Consider the following 13792-nt stretch of genomic DNA (forward strand, 5'->3'; position numbering starts at 1 on the left):
CCCCACCACGCCATGGGACTCATACCTCTTCGTCGACCAGAAGCCATGCTCGACCGTTCAACCCACTCCCCTTGTGTGTCGCCGCCCGCGCGCTGCGGCGATACACAAGTGGAGTGGTTTCAGCAGAAACCGTCGCAAGGGCAAGGGACCGCAGGAGCGGCCGCGCCTCTCGCGCCAAAGTGGCCGAGCGCACCTGGGCGGAGCAACCTGTCAGCGTCCAACATGAAGATTCGCTGAAGTTCCACCCAATCCGAGGCCCCGCGTGCGCATCGGGCCAATTCACGGGTAGGAAGCAACGACGGGTGACGTTCCGCCGTCGGATTGACGGTCCGGCGCCGTCGCCCGGGTCAGGAGAAGACGATGGATACCGTCAAGGCGATGCTCGACAGTTACCCCAAGGACCTTGGTGACCTGGATCGAGCAAGGTTGGTTGCCTGCATCCAGGCTTGTTATGAGTGCACGCAGACATGCGCTGCCTGTGCCGATGCGTGCCTGAGCGAGGACATGGTCGCGGATCTCGTCAAGTGTGTGCGGACCAACCTTGACTGCGCAGACATCTGTGCGGCCACCGGGTCGGTCCTCTCTCGGCACACCGGGTACGACGCCAACCTCACACGCGCAATTCTTGAGGCCTGCATTGCCGCCTGCAAAGCGTGTGGCGACGAGTGTGAGCGCCACGCCTCCATGCACGAACACTGCCGGGTGTGCGCCGAGTCCTGCCGACGCTGCGAGCAGGCCTGTCGAGACCTGCTCGACTCCATCGGACAGTGAGGAGATCCCGACGGCGAAAGGCATGCCTGGCCGAAATCACTGACAGTTGACGAGCCTGACAGATCTCGTAGCGATGCTGCTCGGCCTACCCCCGTCATCGCTCCTTTGGCGAGGGCCGAGATACCCCTGGATCTGCCCGACCTGACAAGCCCTTAAGGTCGCGGTTCATCCGCTGTCGATGGGTACTGGCGCCAGGAACAGGCGCCAGTACCCATCGGCACGCCCTTGTGACGCCCCTGGTGCCTGGTCGGTGAGTGCGCACCGCCGACGGTGCCGAAGAGCGATGGGTCAGGCGTGGGCGCCGTCGGGGCTCACGTGCACCAGCGCGGCGGTCAGGCGAGGAACGTAGACCAGCAGGTGTTCCTCGGCGTGGTGCGCGAGTTCGTGAGCCGCGTCGACGGGGAGGTCCGCGGGAACGGTGATGTCGACTTCGGCTCGAAGGGTGTGCCCGATCCATCGAAGTCGGAGTTCGCGTACGTCGAGCACCCCGTCGACGCTGCTGACGGCTTCGCGGGCCTGGTCCACCAAGTGCGGATCAACTGCATCCATGAGCCGGGCGCCCACTTGAGCGGCGGCTGAACGCAGCACGCTCAGGATGGCGACAGCGATGACGAGGCCGATGGCAGGATCGGCCCAGGGCAGGCCCAGGGCGACGCCCGCTGCACCCAGGACGACCGCCAAGGATGTGAACCCGTCCGTGCGCGCGTGCAGCCCGTCTGCGACCAGCGCAGCCGAGCCGATCTGTCGTCCGACCCGGATTCGGTAACGGGCGACCAACTCGTTACCCACGAGGCCGATCACACCGGCTGCGGCGACAGCCCAGAGATATTTCACGGGCTGTGGGTTGAGTAGCCGGTGAACTGCCTCGTACGCCGCTAGCACCGCGGAAAGCGTGATCATGGCGAGGACGAACAGGCCAGCCAGGTCTTCGGCGCGGCCGTATCCGTAGGTGTACCGCTTGTTGGCGGGTCGCTTGGCCAACGCGAAGGCGACGAGGAGTGGCAGCGCGGTGAGGGCATCCACCACGTTGTGCAGGGTGTCGCTCAGCAGGGCCACTGACCCAGTGGCGAAGACGACGACGCCTTGGAGTGCCGCGGTAACCCCGAGAGCAGCCAGGCTGATCCACAGCGCCCGACGGCCGCGTGCGTCTGCTTCGAGGGCTGAGTCGACGGTGTCCGTCGCGTCGTGTGAGTGCCCACCGAACAGTTCGTCCAGGCCGTGCCGGATCTTGCTCCAGCGGCCGTGCTCGTGGCCGTGTGAGTGGTCGTCCTCGTGGTGGTCCTTCTGGCGCTCGTCTGCTTGAGCAGGTGTGCGCGAGACGTGCGTCATCAGGTCACCTCCCGCAGCGGGCGGTGGTGCGCCGGGACGACGTCGAGCAGATGCTCGACGTGTCCGATCGTGTCGACAACGAGTTGCCGGACGTGGTCGTTCTCTACCCGGTACAGAACCGAGGTGCCTCGGCGTCGAGTGCTCACGAGTCGGGCCATCCGCATCTTGGCCAGGTGCTGGGAGACACCAGTTGCGGGACGGTCGAGTTGTGATGCGAGGTCCGACACCGACTTCTCTTCGTCGAGGAGAAGTCCGGCCAACTGCAGTCGGGTCGGGTCGGCGAGAACTCTGAGGACCTCGACGGCGAGGGTGACGACGTCTTCACCCCAAACCGGTGGTTGCGTATCTGCATGCATACGCAGATACTAAGGCATGGCGCCGCTTCACTCGAAAGGGTCACGTTGACCGCGTCGAGCACGCGGTCAGGTTCGCTCTTGATGAGGCGGGCGGGACCGCCCCGTCAGCGGCCTTGCGGACTGGCGAACCAGGCCGTGATGGACACTCCCCTTCACCCACCGGACCGCAGCGCCTCCAGCGACTCCCGGAACCTGGCCACAGCCCGCTCGTGATCGGAGTGAAAGGTCCGGCAGGTCAGGAGTTGTCGTAGGGGCACTCGCGGCGGACGTGGTGAAGCGGGGCACGCTGCTGTGCTTCGGGGCAAACCGGACCCACTCGTGGTTGGCACGCCCGGCCGTGAAGTTAGGACAGGGCGACACCCGCCGAACGTCTTGGGTCCGCCACTCCACTCACGGAGCGTCCCTCCCAGTCCACGGCCAACGCCTGAACAGATCCCCAAGACGCTCGGTAGGCCTTCGGCATGACGCGCGTGCGATAGCCCAACCGAGTCAGAGCGGAGACGTGCTCATCGCTTTCAAGCCGCATCAACCCGTTGTCCAACTTGAAACGAGGGGCCGGTACCGCAACCTCCAACGCCTGCCCCAGCAGGGCCCATCGCAGGACCACCGACGCAGTGGTGTTGGGGATCTGGCTACCGCCGGGAGCACCGGTGACCAAAGCCGGACGGCCGTCACCGTCAAGGACCATGGACGGGGAACTCCACGTCACTGAACGCCGCCCCGGTTGGGCTCGGTTTGCGGCCCCGTCCCCGATGAGGTCGAACCGTCCGAGTTGGTCGTTGAGGAAGAACCCGCCCGTGTAGATCCCCGACCCCCAGTAACTTGTCACCGTGTTGGTCATCGAGATAGCCATGCCATCGGCATCGACGATGGAGATGTGAGTCGTGTTGGGGTCTCCAGTGCTGTCAGGTCCCGTCTTCGCGCGAGGCTCACGCGTGAGTGTTTTCGCGAGCGCAGCGTTCTTCGCCCGGTCTGTGATGATTTCCAGGGGAACGTCGACGAACGACGGGTCTCCGAACCAGCGATGCACCGAGCGCTCGGCCACCTGCCAACCGCGGGACTGCATGTCGATGAACTCCGCCGAGTCGGCCCTTACCTGACCGATGCCCAACGCCTCGGCGATCTGTGCCATCTGGATGATGGCCCCGCCGGGTAGGGCTGGAGCACCGGAGAGGAACGTGTACCGGCCGAGACGACCACGTGCAGGGACCGAGTGCTGGATCCTGTAACCCTTCAGAGTGGCGGCGTCGAGCCCGGGCACCCGCGTGAGTTCTCGGGTGAGAGGACCGGCGTAGAACGCGTCCGCACCTTCGGACGCCAGGGTCCGCATGGTCGCCGCAAGGTCTTTCTGCACCAACATGTCCCCGCGGCGCAGGACCGTTCCGTCCTTGCGATGGAACTGCTTCAAGTCGCGAACGACACGGCGCCCGCGGGTCGTTGCCAGCGTTTCGGCAAGATAGCGAGAAACAGGGCCGCCATTCTCAGCAATCGCGATGGCTGGTGCAAGCAGGCTCTCCCAAGGCTGCGTGCCATAACGTTCGTGGAGGTCGACCATTCCTGCGACGAATCCGGGCGCGCCTACGCCGCTCTCCGGAACCTTGCCGGAGGCAGCGACGACCTCGCGGTAGTCGTGGTTTGCGATCTCGTCGCCCCGGGCGACGATCGTGACACCTCCTCCGCCAATCCCGGAGGACGCGGGCTGCATGACGGCGTCAGCGAACGCGGCCGCGATAGCCGCATCGATGGCGTTGCCGCCCTTGGCGAGGACGTTCATGGCGGCGTCGGTTGCGAACGGATGCCCTGTGTTCGCCCCGTGAGCGCCGAGCGCCGGAGGGGGCGGCGTGCTGGGGTTCGACCGCTGCGAGGTTTGAGAGCCAGCCTGTGGGGGTGATGGCCGGTCCCCCTCGTCGTTCGAGCATCCCGCAGCAATGAAGGTCGTTGCGGCCAAGCCCGTCAGCGCCTCACGGCGGGTGAGTAGGCCCCGGCGGCGATCGTGTCCGTTCGCATTCACGCGTTACCCCTTGCAATGTTGGCGAGCCAGGTTGCGCGCAGCACCCTTTCCAAAGGCCCTGTACCCCAGCGCCGGACCCAGAGGGTGGCCGCCGCGGCGAACAACAGCACGAGCGCGATGGTGACCGGCACGCCAACGAGTCGTGACTCGATCCGGCCTCCCATGGCGGCGATGAAGAAGAAGTGCGCGACGTAGAGCGTGAAGGCAAGTTGGCCGACGTAGGCCAAGGGAAGCGCCCACTTCGACATCCTCGGCCAGAGCAAGAGCGCGCTTCCGACGACGAACGAGGCGCTGCCGATGCTGCTGACCAGCCATAGGGGCATCTGCCCGTGGGCAGCGCCGGTGAGGAGTCGAGCCCAGCCCGAGTCTGCCCGGGCTCCGAGCATCCATGCAGACGCTTGACCGATGACAAAGGCAACTGCGGCAGCGACGGCTCCTCCTACAACGAGTCGATGCTGCAACGCCACGTTCCGCAGGTCCTGACGTCCGAGCCACATTCCGACAAGGAAGGGAACGACCCAGACAAGCAGCGGGTACGCCCCGGACAGGAAAAGCGAGTGGAGGATCGTTCCGGGAGACTCACCGAGCGTGGGCATACGGGTTTTGTGTTCGCCGGGAATCTGGTGTGCCAGAACCACGATCGGGCCGATCACAAGCATGGCAGCAGCGGCCGCCACCAATGCCCTGCCCGGCAGTCGTCGCCATAGGAGCGCGCCCAGGAACAGCACACCGTAGGTGGGAAGGATGACGCTCACGGCCGGGGTCAGAACCTGAAGAGCGAGCCCGAGCATGAGAAAGATGAGGGCGCGCCAAACCAACACAGGCCAGCGATGAGCGTGCGAGCGGCGGGAGGATAGGAAGAGGGACATGCCGAGCCCTGCCAACATGACGAACAGGATCGATGCGCGTCCGAAGGGCAAGGTCCAAACCTTGTTGAACCAGCCGTCTGAACGGACTGTGCCCAGGTTGATCATCATCATGCCGATGAGAGCGAGTCCTCGCGCGGCATCGATTGCGAGTAGGCGGGTGGTGTGTCTTGGGGGCGATTGAGGAGGACTGACTGACGCGTGCGCCTCAGTCATGGTGAGACTCCGATGACGTAGAGATCTGGGGGTGGGTGAGCGGCTGCGGCCAGGGTCTCTGCCGCGGCGCCTTCGGCAGCCGGGGTCACGTGCAAGCACGAAGACCCCAGGCGACTAGTGCGTCTGAGCGGCACAGGTTGCGGTGCCGTCACCGCGCGGTAAACGTCGCACCAATCGAGGGCTCGCGCGGTGGAGTGCGATCGGCGAAGCGCCGCGAGCCTCTACGTCCTATGGACGCAAAGGACTTCGGGCGCGCCAGCCCAAAGCGACTTGCCCAACCACCTGGAGGGCATCTGTGATCGCGGCACTACCTTCGCCACCAGGGAGCGCAGTCCGACCCATGTGGCGCGGGGCAAGGGACGCTGCACCCGAACGGTCTTGGCTTGCATGCGACGGGAGCGGACTTGCGTTCCGTCATCAGTCAGGTGCGGGCTGGGGCCGCCTGTCGAGTGGTGGTGGTGTCCAGGCGTCGCGGGCCCCGCGAGCGCGTGCGTCGTGGAGTGCGCACCGGCGGCGAAGCCCAGCGAGGCGCCCATGGTGCACGCGAGGACGGCGAGCAGCCGCAACCAGCGCGCCACTACAGCCTTCCCTTCGACCATGACCTGCATTCTAGGTCCGCGCGCCATGAGACTTCGGGTGCGTACTGGGCGGGACGATGCGCCCGGCAGGTGCTGGGCTACGGCGTCGGCGACCCGGATGACGAGCCGCATGGCTTCTTTGCTGTTCGATGGCCAGGCGGATCACCTGAGCGGTTCGAAGTTCTTGCCGTCCGGGGAACTCAGCACTTCGCGCTCGGTGACGACGAGGATCTCCAGGCCCGCCGAGGTGCGGCTCGCGCTCACCGCCTGTGGTGGCGGCACGGTCGCACCGGTCATCGTCCACGTCTGCGCTGCGTCCACGCTCATGGCGACCTCGCCGCCTGGCGTTACGCCCGCGACGGCACCAGCGTCGGCCCAGGCCACATGCAGCAGCAGCGGCGCACCGGGGGTCGGCCGCCACGTCGCGCCCTTGTCGGTCGAGCCCAGCAGGGCGGCCTCTGTCGTCGCGAGGACTTTGCTGCCGTCCGGGTTGGCGGCGAGGGTTCGCGGCTGCCCTGTAAGCGGTGCTGTCGACCATTGGCGACCATCAGTGGTGCGGCGCAGGTTGCCGTCAAAGCCTAGGACGGTGTCGCCCGCCTGGGTCAGCGTGTGAAAGTCCGACTGGCCGCCTCGCGACAGCACCGTCCACGTTTTGCCGCCGTCGATGCTTTCGATGAGGCCCATGGGTTGGGGAAGTTCCGAGACCATGTTCGGGTGCCCTGAGGCGTAGTAGTGGCCGGGCCCGGCGATCGAAAAACCCATGAGGTCGATGCTGGGTCCAACCCTGACGGGACCGTCGGCGGCGTACCGGAACAGTCCTTCGTGGGTGGCCAAGAGCAACGCTCCGTCGCCGGGATCTCGGCCAACGCCGTGGATGTGCGCGGAGGGCAGTGACGCGCTGTCGAGGGCGGCCGAGATTGCAGGCGCGGGGCTCTCAGCGTTGTCGGCGTTTGCCGAGCACGCAGACAGCAGGGCCACAGTTGCCGTTACCGCGAAGAGTGCACGGACGCTCTGGCGTGCTGGGTGGTGCATGAAAGACCTTTCAGGCGACGTCGTTGAGTGCGCCAACGCGGGCTACAGAAGGCCCTTCATGGTTGCGATCTCCGTCTTCTGGCCCTCGACGATCGCCTTGGCCATCTGCTCAACCTCAGGGTTCGTGGTCGTCTTGAGAACACCCTCAGCCATCTCTACAGCGCCCTCGTGGTGCTCGATCATCATGGTCAGCCACATCTTGTCGAACGCGGCTCCATTGGCGGCCGACAGTTTTTCCATGTCGTCACCGGACATCATGCCGTCGCCGCCGCCGTGTCCTCCATGGCCGCCCTCTGCGGTCATGGGCGCGTTCCACTCCTGAAGCCACTTCGTCATCGTCTGGATCTCAGGGTCTTGGGCCGCCTTGATCTGGGTTGCCAGTCCCTTGACCTCGGTCGACGCGTCCTTCTTGAGCGCTGCGTCTGCCATCTCGACCGCTTGCTGGTGGTGCGGAATCATCATCTGGGCGAACATGACGTCGCCCTTTCGCCCGGCGTCAACGTTCTGCGATTCGGTCGCTGATGTCGTGCTCCCGCCGCCCGCTGTTCCCGACCCAGCGTCGTCTGTGCCGCAGGCGCTGAGGGCGAGAAGCGCAGCAACGCCGACGGTGGCCAGGACGGGGTGGTGCTTCTTGAGGTGCACGGAACTTCGCTCCTTGATGGTGAGTGTGTGGTGGTGCGCATCCGGCGAGGGGGAAGTCGGCTGCGCACCGGGTCCTACCCTCCAGCGCTTGGTCGCCCGGGACGACGTGGATTCTCTGAAGGTTTGATGAAGATGACCTCAGCCGCTCGGGCAGGTAACGGCCAGGTGGTGTCAGCGGCCCGTCGGGGCAGGCGCCTTGGAGGCCCGTTGCGTGTGCGCCTGGGCACTGTCTGCCTGTGGTCCTGACGGAAGACGGAGCCGCTTGAGCATTAGTGCGTTCACGGCGACGATGACGCTTGATCCGGACATCGAGAGCGCCGCGACCTCGGGACGAAGGACCAGCCCCAGGGACGGTTCGAAGACACCGGCGGCGATAGGCAGTGCGATGACGTTGTAGCCGACGGCCCACCCGAGGTTCTGACGCATCTTTCGCAGCGTTCCCCGACCAACGCGCAGGGCGATGGGAACGTCGAGGGGGTCCGAGCGCATGAGTACAAGGTCTGCTGTTTCGATCGCGACGTCAGTGCCTGCGCCGATCGCGATGCCCAGGTCTGCCTGGGCCAGGGCGGGAGCGTCGTTCACGCCGTCGCCGACCATGGCCACCTTCTTGCCTGCGGCTTGCAGTTCGGCGACCTTTGCGGCCTTGTCACCGGGGAGGACCTCGGCGATCACGGTGTCGATTCCGAGTTGCCCGGCGATGCGGTCGGCGGTGGCTTGGTTGTCGCCGCTGAGCATGACGACTTCGGCGCCGAGTTCGTGGAGTTCCCGGATGGCCTGCTCGGAAGTTTCTCGGACTGCGTCTGCGAGCGCGATGACTCCCGCGCCTCGTCCGTCCACGCCGATGAGGACGGCGGTGCGACCGCTGGCGGCGAGTTCATCTCGGCGAGCCAGCCATGGTCCGACGTCGATTCCTTGTTGGGCCATGAGTTTGCGGTTGCCGACGACGACGCGGTGGCCGTCCACGTCGGCCACGGCGCCGTGACCTGGAACGTTCTGGAAGTCAGACGTGGCTGCCCGAGCAACGCCTTGGTCGTCAGCATGCGCGACGATGGCGCTCGCAAGCGGGTGCTCCGATTCACGTTCCACCGCACTGACCAAGCGCAGGAGTTCGGTCTCGGTCAGGAAGTTGTCAGTCAGAACGTCGGTGACTTCGGGCTCGCCCTTGGTCAGGGTGCCCGTCTTGTCGAGCACAACAGTGTCGATGTGGGCAGCGGACTCCAGAGCGGTGGCGTTCTTGAACAGGACGCCTCGACGGGCACCAAGACCCGTGCCGACCATGATCGCGGTGGGCGTGGCCAGACCGAGGGCGTCGGGGCAGGTGATGACGACCACCGTGATCGCGAACAGCAGTGCCACTTGGACGCTGGCGCCGACGGCCAGCCACACGAGGAAGGTGCCGACCCCGCCGATGAGTGCAACGAGAACGAGCCAGAACGCGGCACGGTCAGCAAGGCGCTGCCCCGGGGCCTTGGAGTTCTGGGCTTCCTGGACCAGGCGGACGATTTGTGCGAGCGCGGTGTCGGATCCGACCTTGGTGGCGCGGACTCGCAGGACTCCTGTCGTGTTGATCGAGGCGCCGATGACCTCGGAGCCGGAGGACTTGCCCACGGGCATGCTTTCGCCGGTCACCATGGACTCGTCGACCTCGGACATCCCGTCTTCGACGGTTCCGTCGACGGGCACCTTGCCACCGGGGCGGATCAGCACGAGGTCGTCCACCATTACCTCTGCCGTGGGGATCTCGACCTCTTGGCCGTCGCGAATGACGGTGGCCTTCGGTGGGGCCAGGTCCATGAGGGCGCGGATGGCGTCGTTCGCTCCGCCGCGGGCCCGCATCTCGAACCAGTGTCCGAGCAACACGAAGGTGGTCAGCATTGCGGCGGCCTCGTAGAAGACTTCGCCGCCACCAGTGAGGGTGATTCCAACGCTGTAGAGCCATCCGGCTCCGACTGCGACGGCCACGAGCACCATCATGTCCAGCGTTCGGTTGCGAAGCGCTCGCCATGCTCCGTCGAAGAAGATCCACGCGGAGTAGAACACGACCGGGAGGCTCAGCAGGAGGGCGAACACGTCGTCGCGAAGCCCGAACGGGGTGGGGGCGGTGAAGCCGAGCATGTCTCTGCCCATGGGTGACCAGAGGGTGATACCGGCGGTGAGGACCAGCGCGACGAGGAAGCGGTTGCGCATGTCGCGCGCCATGTCTGCCATGGACATGCCTGCGTGGCCGCCGTGTCCCATCATCTCGTGCGGCGAGTGAGCGCCGTGGTCCATCACGTCGCGTTGGGTGTGCGCTTGGTGTCCCGCGTGTCCTCCGTCGTGAACAGAGGCAGCCCCTTCAGCCGCGGGCTCACTCATTGGCTCGCAGACGTGCTGGGGAACTGACTGGCCCGAGCAGTGGTAGCCGCAGTCGCGAACCCAGCCGGTCAGTTCCGCCACCGTCGTCGAATGTGGGTCGTAGGTGACGGTCGCGGTCTGGTTCGCCGCGTTGGCTTCGACGGCCTCGACGCCCGGCCGACGCGTCAACGTGGCCTCGATGGCTCGGGCGGAGGTGGCCCAGTGCAGGCCTCCCAGTTGCAGAACGGTCTTCTGGCTCATGGCGCAACATCTCCGTGGGTTCGACTTGGGAACTCGCTCCGACAAGACAACTGTATACCCCCATGGGGTATTCCGTCAGTGCCGGTGCCCAGGCATGAAAAGCATCATGGCGGCCATCATCGCCACGCACAGGAGCGCGTATGCGATGGCGCCAGCACCCACGACACCGGTCGCGACGAGTGCAACCACGACGAACACCATGGGAATGCAACAGGCCAGCATCATCAGCGCATGACCGCCTGAGTGACGGCTCTGAGGAGACGCGCCAGCCTCGTCGGCGAACGGCTTCGACGTCAGATCATCGGAAGGCGCGTCCTCGTGCCAGTGAATGGGACGGTGGTCGCCATCACGCGTATCGGTCATTGTCTTCTCCCTTTCGTGGAGGCCGGGACGTGCCCGAGCGCCTTGTACAGAGGGCAGTGCCCCGTGGCACCTGTGACGACCAAGTCGAGCCCTGCGAGGCCAAGCAAGACCTTGAGGGCCACAGCCCCGGCGGGTCCTGGCTCTTGGAACAGCGCGATCGCGATGGCCACGGCGGCCAAACCGGCTGCAATCCGTCCGATGCGTTCAGCGGGGGTGATGTTCACGGAGAACCTTCTGTCGCCCATGTCAACTTCCTTCCTTCCACTTGCCACGGTGACCGCCGGAAGTTGAGGAAGCCGCGGGAAGCGGATGAAGGTTCGTTGAAGGCCTCACGAGTGATGCTCGTTGTGCTGCCCTGTCGGTGACGGCGCCGGATCTCGCTCCTCGGCAGGCGAGCCATCGCTGATGGCGGGTCCCACGACGAGCGCAGACACGAGGAACATCGCCGTGAAGAGGCCCGCCGCAATGGCAGGCGCGATCCATGTGCGGAACCGTCTGTGGATGCGTCGGAGCATGGGCACAGAGAGAACCAGGCCCACAACGTAGAGGGCGGCGTTGCCGCCTGCACCGGTGAGGAGAGCGGCGCCTGCGATGATGCCGACGTGGTGCAGGACGTGCGGGACCAGACCCAGAACCGCACCGGCCGCTGCTCCTACCGCGTCGCGCAGGGCGCCCAACCGGGTTGTCTGCCCCTGCGCCGTGTTCTGCATGGGTCCGTCGAGGCGGATCTCAGTGCGCCGAACGCAGCATGATTTGCCGCGCTTGGTACTCGTTGGCGTCGATCTCGCCGCGCGCGAACCGCTGGTCGAGGATGCGCCTGGCCTCGTCAGACCCGGCCTTGGCCTGCCTCGACTCGGGGCGGCTGTCCCTGAACAGAGCCACGACAGCGACGACGACCAGGGCCCAGAACGCCACGGCCGTCAGGGCCATCACGAGCCAACCGGTCCAACCCATTCCGTCGTTCCACATCATCGTCCTCAACTCCTCGATCGGATGCCTTCAATGTGGGACGGCCACACGATCTAGACGGCAGTGGTTCTGTGAAGGTTCGCTGAAGATGCTCCGTGCCGACCCCTCTGCAAGTGGTCGACGCGAGGACGGCTGCGACCATGTGGGCATGGTCCAGGAGAAGGCAGGGCGCGAGGACACTGTCGAAGGTGGGTCTAGTCGCCAGGCATCATTGCGGGGCGTACGAGCCCTCGTCGTCGAGGACGACGTGCCCATGGCGACGGTGATCGCGAACTATCTTGAACGCGAGGGCTACGAGGTCCACAAGAGCCACGACGGGATGGACGCGGTTCAGGTTGCCCGCAGTGTCGATCCTGACGTGGTGGTCCTCGACCTTGGCCTGCCAGGGCAGGACGGCATCGAGGTCTGTCGGTCGTTGCGCACCTTCTCCGACGCCTACGTCGTCATGTTGACGGCCCGGACGGACGAACTCGACACGCTCGTCGGCCTTTCGGTCGGAGCGGACGACTACATGACGAAACCCTTCAGCCCGCGAGTGCTCATCGCCCGGTTGCGTGCGATGCTGCGTCGGCCCCGCCCCTTGGGGGTCTCGGAGGACGGCCCTGCGTATCGCCGGTTCGGCTCCCTCGCGATCGACCCTGTCGGCCGGGACGTCTGGATCGAGGACGAGCCGGTGCCCCTGACGCGGACGGAGTTTGACGTCCTCGCTGTGCTGTCCGAACGGCCTCGGATGGCGTTCAGCCGACGTCAACTCATCGATCGGGTGTGGGGGCAGACATGGGTCGGGGACGAGCATCTCGTCGACGTTCATGTCGGCCACCTCCGCCGCAAACTTGGTGATGACGCCGGTGCCGCACGGTTTATCCGAACGGTGCGTGGGATTGGCTATCGGATGGGGACCGGCGAATGATCGCGTCCCAGCGTGCGGGGGCCGGTCCTAGGCGGGCTGGGCTGGCCCCGCGCCTGCTGGTTGCTCAGACGCTCGTGCTCGTTGCGGGCGCGGCCACGTCATGGCTGGTAGCAGCCATAGTCGGCCCGAGCATCTTTCATGATCACCTGCGTCAGGCGGGAGTGGGTCACTCGGCGTCCGAGGCCGCCCACGTGGAGGAGGCGTTCGGCTCGGCGCTGATCATCTCGGTGGGTACCGCGCTTACCGCGTCCGTGATCCTGGCTTTGGGGGTGACCGCGTTCTTCACCCGGCGAATCCAGCGTTCGACCGCTGCTGTTGCGAACTCGGCCGCCAAGATCGCCAATGGGCAGTATCAGTCCCAAGTGCCCAGCCCGGGGTTGGGTGTGGAGTTCGACCAGTTGGCAGCGACCATCAACGACTTGGCGCGGCGTCTCGGAGACGTGGAAGCCACCCGTCGGCGACTGCTGGCCGACCTTGCACACGAGATGCGGACGCCTCTGAGCAGCATTGAGGCGCACCTGGAAGCAGTGGAGGATGGTGTTCGAAGGCTCGATGACGGGACCTTGGACGTCCTGCATGGGAACACCGCACGGTTGCAGCGTCTCGCGGAGGACATCAGCGCCGTGGCCCGTGCGGAGGAGGACGGACGCGATCTGCGGAGAGTGCCGACCCGCGCCGCTGCGCTGGCTGACTCCGCCGCGGCCGCGGTTCGCAATGCTTACGTCTCCAAGCAGGTGACGCTGGTCGTTGACGAACGCGCCGATGGCGTCGTCCTTGCGGACCCGGACAGGATGGCCCAGGTGCTCTCCAACCTGCTTAACAACGCCCTCCAGCACACGGGGTCCGGTGGCCATGTCCAGATGGCGGTCCATAAACCGGACCCTCACTGGATCGAGATCACTGTCACTGACAACGGTGAGGGGATAGAAGCGGAGCATTTGCCTCACATCTTCGAACGGTTCTACCGCGCAGACCCCGCACGTAGCCGCGTTCGCGGCGGAAGTGGCATCGGCTTGACGATCAGCAAGGCGCTCGTCGAGTCCCATGGGGGCGGACTGTCGGCGACCAGCCCGGGACGGGGTCGTGGATCGATCTTCACCGTCCGGTTGCCTCTGACCCGAACATGACCGCCGGGGGAGGCGCCATCCTCAGCA

The 13792-nt window shown here is 65.9% G+C and carries 14 protein-coding genes; 3 read left to right on the forward strand and 11 right to left on the reverse strand.

Going from position 1 to position 13792, the window contains the following annotated elements; all coding sequences use genetic code 11:
• Positions 1–360 precede the first annotated feature (360 nt).
• Positions 361–771 (forward strand): four-helix bundle copper-binding protein, encoded by a 411-nt coding sequence (locus N801_RS07290; protein WP_035935589.1) that lies wholly within the window; start codon positions 361–363, stop codon positions 769–771.
• Positions 772–1059: 288 nt separating this feature from the next.
• Here N801_RS07290 and N801_RS07295 read toward each other — a convergent pair whose 3' ends face one another.
• The 11 genes from N801_RS07295 to N801_RS07345 form a co-directional block, all read right to left on the reverse strand.
• The gene (locus N801_RS07295) at positions 1060–2100 is read right to left on the reverse strand and encodes a cation diffusion facilitator family transporter (RefSeq protein WP_052112724.1); all 1041 of its coding nucleotides are present in this window, start codon (positions 2098–2100) and stop codon (positions 1060–1062) included.
• The gene (locus tag N801_RS07300) at positions 2100–2456 is read right to left on the reverse strand and encodes an ArsR/SmtB family transcription factor (protein ID WP_035935591.1); all 357 of its coding nucleotides are present in this window, start codon (positions 2454–2456) and stop codon (positions 2100–2102) included. The genes N801_RS07295 and N801_RS07300 overlap by 1 nt, the downstream gene beginning before the upstream one ends.
• A 343-nt stretch (positions 2457–2799) precedes the next feature.
• Positions 2800–4467: a gamma-glutamyltransferase gene (locus N801_RS07305; RefSeq protein ID WP_500683866.1), complete on the reverse strand. Its 1668-nt coding sequence runs from the start codon at positions 4465–4467 to the stop codon at positions 2800–2802.
• Positions 4464–5549 (reverse strand): DUF418 domain-containing protein, encoded by a 1086-nt coding sequence (locus N801_RS07310; RefSeq protein WP_084108457.1) that lies wholly within the window; start codon positions 5547–5549, stop codon positions 4464–4466. The genes N801_RS07305 and N801_RS07310 overlap by 4 nt, the downstream gene beginning before the upstream one ends.
• Positions 5550–6289: 740 nt before the next feature.
• On the reverse strand, positions 6290–7159 hold the full coding sequence (locus N801_RS07315; RefSeq protein ID WP_035935596.1) for a F510_1955 family glycosylhydrolase: 870 nt from the start codon (positions 7157–7159) through the stop codon (positions 6290–6292).
• A gap of 42 nt (positions 7160–7201) precedes the next feature.
• Complete coding sequence (locus N801_RS07320; RefSeq protein ID WP_035935600.1) at positions 7202–7801, reverse strand: DUF305 domain-containing protein; 600 nt, start codon at positions 7799–7801, stop codon at positions 7202–7204.
• Between the two features lie 171 nt (positions 7802–7972).
• Positions 7973–10396 carry a heavy metal translocating P-type ATPase gene (locus tag N801_RS07325; protein ID WP_035935603.1) on the reverse strand — a complete coding sequence of 808 codons (2424 nt, stop codon included), beginning with the start codon at positions 10394–10396 and terminating at the stop codon, positions 7973–7975.
• A gap of 75 nt (positions 10397–10471) precedes the next feature.
• Entirely contained in the window at positions 10472–10759 is a 288-nt protein-coding gene (locus tag N801_RS07330; RefSeq protein WP_035935607.1) for a hypothetical protein, read from the reverse strand.
• Complete coding sequence (locus tag N801_RS07335) at positions 10756–11004, reverse strand: YgaP family membrane protein (protein ID WP_035935609.1); 249 nt, start codon at positions 11002–11004, stop codon at positions 10756–10758. The genes N801_RS07330 and N801_RS07335 overlap by 4 nt, the downstream gene beginning before the upstream one ends.
• A gap of 84 nt (positions 11005–11088) precedes the next feature.
• Entirely contained in the window at positions 11089–11469 is a 381-nt protein-coding gene (locus N801_RS07340; RefSeq protein WP_035935612.1) for a hypothetical protein, read from the reverse strand.
• Between the two features lie 19 nt (positions 11470–11488).
• Positions 11489–11731 (reverse strand): SHOCT domain-containing protein, encoded by a 243-nt coding sequence (locus tag N801_RS07345; RefSeq protein WP_035935617.1) that lies wholly within the window; start codon positions 11729–11731, stop codon positions 11489–11491.
• 250 nt (positions 11732–11981) lie between these two features.
• Here N801_RS07345 and N801_RS07350 point away from each other — a divergent pair, with 250 nt between their 5' ends.
• Both N801_RS07350 and N801_RS07355 read left to right on the forward strand, forming a co-directional pair.
• Positions 11982–12638: a winged helix-turn-helix domain-containing protein gene (locus N801_RS07350; RefSeq protein WP_439330532.1), complete on the forward strand. Its 657-nt coding sequence runs from the start codon at positions 11982–11984 to the stop codon at positions 12636–12638.
• Positions 12635–13765, forward strand: coding sequence for a sensor histidine kinase (locus tag N801_RS07355; RefSeq protein ID WP_035935620.1), 1131 nt, complete (start codon positions 12635–12637; stop codon positions 13763–13765). Before N801_RS07350 ends, N801_RS07355 begins: the two co-directional genes overlap by 4 nt.
• Positions 13766–13792 lie beyond the last annotated feature (27 nt).

This window comes from Knoellia aerolata DSM 18566 (genome assembly GCF_000768695.1).
Classification (GTDB): Bacteria; Actinomycetota; Actinomycetes; order Actinomycetales; family Dermatophilaceae; genus Knoellia; species Knoellia aerolata.

What these genes read in the sequence shown, in the direction of transcription:
- N801_RS07335 (WP_035935609.1), bottom strand. Translation starts at nt 11,004, where the DNA reads ATGGGCGACAGAAGGTTCTCCGTGAACATCACCCCCGCTGAACGCATC.
- N801_RS07310 (WP_084108457.1), bottom strand. Translation starts at nt 5,549, where the DNA reads ATGACTGAGGCGCACGCGTCAGTCAGTCCTCCTCAATCGCCCCCAAGA.
- N801_RS07345 (WP_035935617.1), bottom strand. Translation starts at nt 11,731, where the DNA reads ATGATGTGGAACGACGGAATGGGTTGGACCGGTTGGCTCGTGATGGCC.
- N801_RS07300 (WP_035935591.1), bottom strand. Translation starts at nt 2,456, where the DNA reads ATGCATGCAGATACGCAACCACCGGTTTGGGGTGAAGACGTCGTCACC.
- N801_RS07350 (WP_439330532.1), top strand. Translation starts at nt 11,982, where the DNA reads ATGGCGACGGTGATCGCGAACTATCTTGAACGCGAGGGCTACGAGGTC.
- N801_RS07325 (WP_035935603.1), bottom strand. Translation starts at nt 10,396, where the DNA reads ATGAGCCAGAAGACCGTTCTGCAACTGGGAGGCCTGCACTGGGCCACC.
- N801_RS07355 (WP_035935620.1), top strand. Translation starts at nt 12,635, where the DNA reads ATGATCGCGTCCCAGCGTGCGGGGGCCGGTCCTAGGCGGGCTGGGCTG.
- N801_RS07330 (WP_035935607.1), bottom strand. Translation starts at nt 10,759, where the DNA reads ATGACCGATACGCGTGATGGCGACCACCGTCCCATTCACTGGCACGAG.
- N801_RS07290 (WP_035935589.1), top strand. Translation starts at nt 361, where the DNA reads ATGGATACCGTCAAGGCGATGCTCGACAGTTACCCCAAGGACCTTGGT.
- N801_RS07295 (WP_052112724.1), bottom strand. Translation starts at nt 2,100, where the DNA reads ATGACGCACGTCTCGCGCACACCTGCTCAAGCAGACGAGCGCCAGAAG.
- N801_RS07315 (WP_035935596.1), bottom strand. Translation starts at nt 7,159, where the DNA reads ATGCACCACCCAGCACGCCAGAGCGTCCGTGCACTCTTCGCGGTAACG.
- N801_RS07340 (WP_035935612.1), bottom strand. Translation starts at nt 11,469, where the DNA reads ATGCAGAACACGGCGCAGGGGCAGACAACCCGGTTGGGCGCCCTGCGC.